Annotated in this window: 6 protein-coding genes; 4 read left to right on the forward strand and 2 right to left on the reverse strand. The window is 63.2% G+C overall.

Features of this window, described 5'->3' with window-relative positions; genetic code table 11:
- Positions 1–11 precede the first annotated feature (11 nt).
- Positions 12–860: an SGNH/GDSL hydrolase family protein gene (locus V9L17_RS06940; protein ID WP_337350914.1), complete on the reverse strand. Its 849-nt coding sequence runs from the start codon at positions 858–860 to the stop codon at positions 12–14.
- A 268-nt stretch (positions 861–1,128) separates the two neighbouring features.
- On the opposite strand from V9L17_RS06940, the gene typA reads away from it, so the two are divergent.
- Positions 1,129–3,057 (forward strand): translational GTPase TypA, encoded by a 1,929-nt coding sequence (gene typA / locus V9L17_RS06945; RefSeq protein WP_337345678.1) that lies wholly within the window; start codon positions 1,129–1,131, stop codon positions 3,055–3,057.
- A 106-nt stretch (positions 3,058–3,163) separates the two neighbouring features.
- On the opposite strand, the gene V9L17_RS06950 is transcribed toward typA, so the two are convergent.
- Positions 3,164–3,412 carry a putative acetyltransferase gene (locus V9L17_RS06950; RefSeq protein WP_337350915.1) on the reverse strand — a complete coding sequence of 83 codons (249 nt, stop codon included), beginning with the start codon at positions 3,410–3,412 and terminating at the stop codon, positions 3,164–3,166.
- Positions 3,413–3,546: 134 nt separating this feature from the next.
- On the opposite strand from V9L17_RS06950, the gene fdxA reads away from it, so the two are divergent.
- From fdxA to V9L17_RS06965, 3 genes are all read left to right on the forward strand, one after another.
- Positions 3,547–3,873 (forward strand): ferredoxin, encoded by a 327-nt coding sequence (gene fdxA, locus V9L17_RS06955; RefSeq protein ID WP_009356972.1) that lies wholly within the window; start codon positions 3,547–3,549, stop codon positions 3,871–3,873.
- A 13-nt stretch (positions 3,874–3,886) separates the two neighbouring features.
- Complete coding sequence (gene dapC, locus V9L17_RS06960) at positions 3,887–5,035, forward strand: succinyldiaminopimelate transaminase (RefSeq protein WP_337350916.1); 1,149 nt, start codon at positions 3,887–3,889, stop codon at positions 5,033–5,035.
- Between the two features lie 228 nt (positions 5,036–5,263).
- Positions 5,264–6,547, forward strand: a complete 1,284-nt coding sequence (locus tag V9L17_RS06965) for a citrate synthase (RefSeq protein ID WP_337345681.1) — start codon at positions 5,264–5,266, stop codon at positions 6,545–6,547.
- Positions 6,548–6,668 lie beyond the last annotated feature (121 nt).

Consider the following 6,668-nt stretch of genomic DNA (forward strand, 5'->3'; position numbering starts at 1 on the left):
TCCGGTTAAGGCTATTGGGGAGCAAGCAGGTCATGTTCGGCGACTGCCAGCGAGCCGGTCCCATCGACGGGAGGGGCTGTGATGCCCAGGTCACGAAGCCTGTTCTCCAGAAGGGCACCCAGCGATCGGCGGCCCGAGGCATTCATGTGGACGGCGTCGGCCAGGTCCTTGGTGAGGTTGTACTTGGTCAGCCAGTCGCCAACGCCCACAAACGGCATGCCGTGCCTTGCCGCAACGCTACCCAGGAGGGCGTCCACTTGGCTGCGGCGGCCCCCGCCATAGTTGGCGCCGCGCCCGAGCGTGCCGATCAGGACCTTCCGGATACCCGGGTACCGCTCATTGAGGGCTGCGACCAGGCGGTCCGCGTTGGCCACGATCTGCGCGTCAGTGGCACCCTGGCCGGCGTCGTTGCCGCCGCCCTGGATGACGATGAGCGGGGGAGTCCCATAAGGAAGCAGCCAATCTCCGCGCTGCAGGGCATCGATGTAGTTCCCGGTCTTGCCGTTGGTGGCCACGAAGCCCGTGCCGCCCAGCCCGCAGAAGTGGACCTTGTAACCAATGGCGGCCAGGCCCAGTCGCGGCCAGCCGTCTGCGGGTTCAGACTGGGAGTCCCCGATCAGGAGGGCTGTACGGCTGACGTCGGGGATCACCATTTCGTCCCTGCCGCTGGCCGGGTTCCGGTAGATGGTGCCGGCGGGAAGATTTGCCGGGTCAACGCCGCGGGCCACATGCCGTCCGGACCCGGGAGCGTGCACTGTGGACGCAACGGGAGGTGCAGGTGGCTGTCCGCAGCCGCACAGGAGTACGCCTACAGCGATTCCGGATGCGACGAAGCGGGACAGAGCCGAGGCTTTTCGCATCAGTGGTTCTCCGGACGAGCTTGAAGTATCACAGCCATGATGGGCCATCAAGTCAAATAAAGCCAGTGACTTTTCTCACAGAACATCCGTGTCTCTGGCGCTACTGCTGGGGTCCCCAGCCACAGCCAATCTCAAGTTTTTAGGCCAATAAATGGCTCAGCGGCTAGAATGGGGGAAGGTGCCCTGTGCTAATGGGCCAATCCGTCGTGCGTTCCAGTTGGAAATGCGGCGATACTTACAGCTGACCCACTGAATCGAGCCATTACGCATGTCTGAAACCACCACCAACACCGCGGTAGCCACTGCATCGCGCAGTGACCTGCGCAACGTCGCGATTGTGGCCCACGTTGACCACGGCAAGACCACGCTGGTCGATGCCATGCTCAAGCAGACCAACTCCTTTGCCGAGCACAACCACCTCGAAGACCGCGTGATGGACTCCGGTGACCTGGAGCGCGAAAAAGGCATCACCATCCTGGCCAAGAACACCACAGTGGCCTACAACGGGCCGTCCTCCAAGGGCGAGACGATCACCATTAACGTGATCGACACCCCCGGCCACGCCGACTTCGGTGGCGAGGTGGAGCGCGGCCTGTCCATGGTTGACGGCGTCGTCCTGCTTGTTGACGCGTCCGAGGGCCCGCTGCCCCAGACCCGGTTCGTGCTGCGCAAGGCCCTGGCCGCGCACCTGCCCGTCATCCTGCTGGTCAACAAGACCGACCGTCCCGATGCGCGCATCGAGGAAGTCGTCCACGAGTCCATGGACCTGCTCCTGGGCCTCGCCTCTGACCTCGCCGACGAAGTTCCGGACCTTGATCTGGACAAGATCCTCAACGTTCCCGTTGTCTACGCCGCAGCCAAGGTAGGCCGTGCCTCCCTCGAGCAGCCGGCCGACGGCACCGCTCCGGAAAACGAAGACCTGGAGCCGCTGTTCCAGACCATCATCGAGCACATTCCGGCTCCCACGTACAACCCGAATGGTGTACTCCAGGCCCACGTCACCAACCTGGATGCCTCCCCGTTCCTGGGCCGCCTCGCACTGCTGCGTATTTACAACGGCACCCTGCGCAAGGGCCAGACCGTTGCCTGGGCGCGGGCCAACGGCGAACTCAAGAACGTCAAGATCACCGAACTCCTGGCCACCAAGGCCCTGGACCGCGTTCCCACGGAGTCTGCCGGACCGGGTGAGATTGTCGCTGTGGCAGGCATCGAGGAAATCACCATCGGTGAGACCCTGACCGACGCCGAAAACCCGCAGCCGCTGCCGCTGATCACCGTGGACGATCCCGCGATCTCCATGACCATCGGTATCAACACCTCGCCGCTGGCCGGCAAGGTCAAGGGCGCCAAGGTCACGGCACGCCAGGTGAAGGACCGCCTGGACAAGGAACTGATCGGTAACGTCTCCATCAAGGTTCTGCCCACTGAGCGTCCCGACGCCTGGGAAGTCCAGGGCCGTGGCGAGCTCGCGCTGGCCATCCTCGTTGAGCAGATGCGCCGTGAAGGCTTCGAGCTGACCGTGGGCAAGCCGCAGGTTGTCACCAGGACCATCGATGGCAAGATCCACGAGCCGATGGAACACATGACCATCGACGTGCCGGAAGAGTACCTCGGTGCTGTTACGCAGCTGATGGCCGCCCGCAAGGGCCGCATGACCAACATGGCCAACCACGGCACCGGCTGGTGCCGCATGGAGTTCATCGTTCCCGCCCGTGGCCTGATCGGCTTCCGCACGAAGTTCCTCACGGACACCCGTGGCGCCGGCATCGCGGCCTCCATCTCCGAGGGCTACGAGCCCTGGGCCGGCCCGATCGAGTACCGCACCAACGGTTCCATGATCGCGGACCGCGCCGGCGTTGTAACGCCGTTCGCCATGATCAACCTGCAGGAACGCGGCTCCTTCTTCGTGAAGCCCACCTCCGAGGTTTACGAGGGCATGATCGTCGGCGAGAACTCCCGCGCAGACGACATGGACGTCAACATCACCAAGGAAAAGAAGCTCACCAACATGCGTGCGGCCTCCTCGGACACCTTCGAGAACCTGACGCCGCCGCGCGACCTGACCCTCGAAGAGTCGCTCGAATTCGCCCGCGAGGACGAGTGCGTTGAGGTAACTCCGGAGTCCATCCGCATCCGCAAGGTCATCCTGGACACCAACGAGCGCGCCAAGGCTAACCGCGCCCGCGCAAAGGTCTAGTCACCTGGAGCACATAACTGAAACTGCCGGTACGGCAGGCGGAATTCCCGCCGTCGTACCGGCAGTTTGTTTTGTGCTTGGACTTCGCCAAATGTTTGGCCGTGATTCAGCCCCGGGCGCGCGCCGGGCGGCGTGGGGGAGCGGGTGGCACTTCCTTGGCGGCCACAACCAGTTCCAAGGGGATTACGACGTCGGCCTGCCGCGTGCGCACGGTGCAGCCGTCGTCGTCGGTGTCCACCAGATGGCCCAGCGCGTCAGTGAGGCCGCCGCCTGCGATCCGGTAGCGGACCACCACCCTGGTCCCGGGCGCTGCACGGGCCAGAAACTCTCGGGGCGTAGGCTGGGTGGGACTCACCAGTTCATACTAGGCGGCCGGCTAGGTTCGCAGGAACGGGCTGGGAGATAATAGGCTCTGAAGTCAACAGTCCGGACCGAGCGCCGGATGCAACTGCCGGCCGTCGCCGGAAACAACGTGGAGAGGCAAGGGACGTGACGTACGTAATCGCGCAGCCGTGTGTAGATGTCAAGGACAAGGCATGTATTGAGGAATGCCCGGTCGACTGCATCTATGAGGGTGAGCGTTCGCTGTACATCCATCCGGATGAGTGCGTCGACTGTGGTGCCTGCGAGCCGGTGTGCCCGGTGGAGGCCATCTATTACGAGGATGACACCCCCGATGAGTGGGCTGACTACTACAAGGCCAACGTGGAGTTCTTCGATGACCTTGGGTCGCCTGGCGGTGCCGCCAAGATCGGCAACACGGGCAAGGACCACCCGATGATTGCCGCGCTGCCCCCGCAGAACCAAGACCACTGAGCCGGGTACCCCGGTGACCGCAGCGGTGAACAATTTTGGCCTGAGCCTGCCCGATTACCCGTGGGAGGCCATGGCGCCCTATCTGGCCAGGGCTTCGGAGCATCATGGCGGGGCCGTAAACCTCTCCATTGGAACTCCGGTTGACCCTACTCCGGCGTTGATCCAGGAGGCACTCAAGGCCGCCGCTGACGCACCGGGCTACCCGACCGTCCATGGCACCATCCCGCTGCGGGAAGCCATTGCCGGGTGGTTCGAACGCCGCCGCGGCGTTCCGGGCCTGGACCCGCGGAATGTCATGCCCACCGTAGGTTCCAAGGAACTGGTGGCGTGGCTGCCGCTCCTGCTGGGGCTCCAGCCGGGCGACGTCGTCGTCCGTCCCAAGGTGGCCTACCCTACTTATGACATCGGGGCCACGCTCGCTGGCGTCACGTCGGTGGCCACGGACAACCTGGACGAACTTGATGAAGTGACGCGCTCACGCGTGCGGCTGATCTGGGTGAATTCCCCGGGCAACCCCACCGGAAGCGTCAGGAATGTTGATTCGCTGAAGGCTCTCGTCGCGCAGGCCAGGGACCTCGGTGCCGTTGTCGCGTCTGATGAATGCTATGCGGAACTTGGCTGGGGTGCCTGGGATGTCCAGCGCGGCGGTGAGCCGGTACCCAGCGTCCTGGATCCACGCGTCGCAGGTGGGTCCCATGAAGGCCTGCTGGCCGTGTACTCCCTAAGTAAACAGTCCAATATTGCTGGCTACCGTGCTGCTTTCGTAGCAGGCGATGCGGACATCATGGCCAACCTGGTTAACAGCCGAAAGCACGCGGGCATGATCGTGCCCTACCCCGTGCAGGAAGCCATGCGCGTGGCATTGGGTGACGACGCCCACGTCCTGGCCCAGAAGGACCTTTACCGCGGACGCCGGGAACGGCTGGTGCCTGCGCTGCTGCAGTTCGGCCTGGAGATCAAAGAATCCGAGGCGGGGCTGTACCTATGGTCCACCGCCGGCGAGAGCACGTGGGAGACCGTGGGCCGTCTTGCGGACCGCGGCATCGTGGTGGGGCCTGGCGTCTTCTATGGCGATGCGGGCAACGGGTTTGTACGCGTTGCCCTGACGGGAAGCGATGAACGCATCGACGCGGCCGTGTCGCGGCTTGCGGCAGCCCCGTAACAATGATGTGACTCGCGCCACAAGATGGGCATTTTAGGGCATTTTCGAACGACGCCGATTAGTGACACCCGCCAAGGGGCTGTACTTTTTAAGTGACTATCAATGGTGGCTTTCTACAAGAAGGCAGCCCGGGTGTTGGAATCCTGGATGTACAGGGACAGTGCGCGGCTCACCGGATGTTGGATCAAGCTTTCGACAGAGGCCCAGACGCCTCATGAAGGGGACTCCATGACTGAGACCAACAGCGCAACCCTGCTCCACGCAGGAGGCGAGCTAAAGCTCCCGCGCATCCAGGTTATTGAAGGAAACGAAGGTTACGACGTTTCCAAACTGCTGAAGCAGACGGGCGCAGTCACCTTTGACCCCGGCTTCATGAACACCGCGGCTACCACCTCGGCGATCACCTACATCGATGGCGATGCGGGCATCCTGCGTTACCGCGGATACCCCATCGAGCAGCTGGCGCAGCACTCCAGCTTCCTCGAGGTCTCCTACCTGCTGATCTACGGAAACCTGCCCAGCGCCACGGAGCTGGAAGAGTTCGACCAGAAGATCCGCCGCCACACCCTGCTGCACGAAGAGCTGAAGGGCTTCTTCAGCGGGTTCCCGCGGGATGCCCACCCGATGCCTGTACTGTCATCGGCCGTGTCAGCGCTGTCCACGTTCTACCAGGACTCCCTGGACCCGTTCAACGCCGAGCAGGTGGAAGTCTCCACCATCCGCCTCATGGCCAAGATGCCGGTCATCGCTGCCTACGCGCACAAGAAGTCCATCGGCCAGCCCATGCTGTACCCGGACAACTCCCACAACCTCGTTGAGAACTTCATGCGCCTGAGCTTCGGCCTCCCCGCCGAGCAGTATGAAGTGGACCCGGTCATCGCCAAGGCGCTGGATCTCCTCCTGATCCTGCACGCTGACCACGAACAGAACTGTTCCACCTCCACGGTGCGCTTGGTTGGTTCCTCCAACGCCAACCTCTTTGCATCGGTATCGGCAGGCATCAATGCCCTCTTCGGCCCGGCCCACGGTGGCGCGAACGAGGCAGTGCTGAAGATGCTCCGCCAGATCCAGGCCGACGGCACCAAGCCCGAGGACTACATGGAGAAGGTCAAGAACAAGGAAGACGGCGTCCGCCTGATGGGCTTCGGACACCGCGTCTACAAGAACTACGATCCGCGAGCCAAGATCGTCAAGGCAACAGCCCACGAGATCCTCAGCAAGCTTGGCGGCAACGACGAACTGCTGGACATCGCCATGCGCCTGGAAGAGAAGGCGCTCAATGATGATTACTTCATCCAGCGCAAGCTCTACCCGAACGTGGACTTCTACACCGGCCTCATCTACAAGGCCATGGGCTTCCCCGAGAAGATGTTCACGGTGCTCTTCGCGATCGGCCGCCTGCCGGGCTGGATCGCGCAGTGGCGTGAAATGATCAGCGACCCCAACACCAAGATCGGCCGCCCGCGCCAGCTGTACATCGGCGAGCCCGAGCGCGATTACCCGGTCCGCTGACGCCACCGGCTCCTACAGAATAACGACGGCGGGCCCCCCCCCAACCCACGTGGGGGGCCCCCCGCGGTGAAGAACCCAAAGCGAACCATAAAAGCCATTACCCCACCCACAGTTCGTGGGT

Source organism: Pseudarthrobacter sp. CCNWLW207 (assembly GCF_037203945.1).
Classification (GTDB): Bacteria; Actinomycetota; Actinomycetes; order Actinomycetales; family Micrococcaceae; genus Arthrobacter.

Coding starts and splice junctions, on each gene's coding strand:
- V9L17_RS06940 (WP_337350914.1), bottom strand. CDS start 860: ATGCGAAAAGCCTCGGCTCTGTCCCGCTTCGTCGCATCCGGAATCGCT.
- typA (WP_337345678.1), top strand. CDS start 1,129: ATGTCTGAAACCACCACCAACACCGCGGTAGCCACTGCATCGCGCAGT.
- V9L17_RS06965 (WP_337345681.1), top strand. CDS start 5,264: ATGACTGAGACCAACAGCGCAACCCTGCTCCACGCAGGAGGCGAGCTA.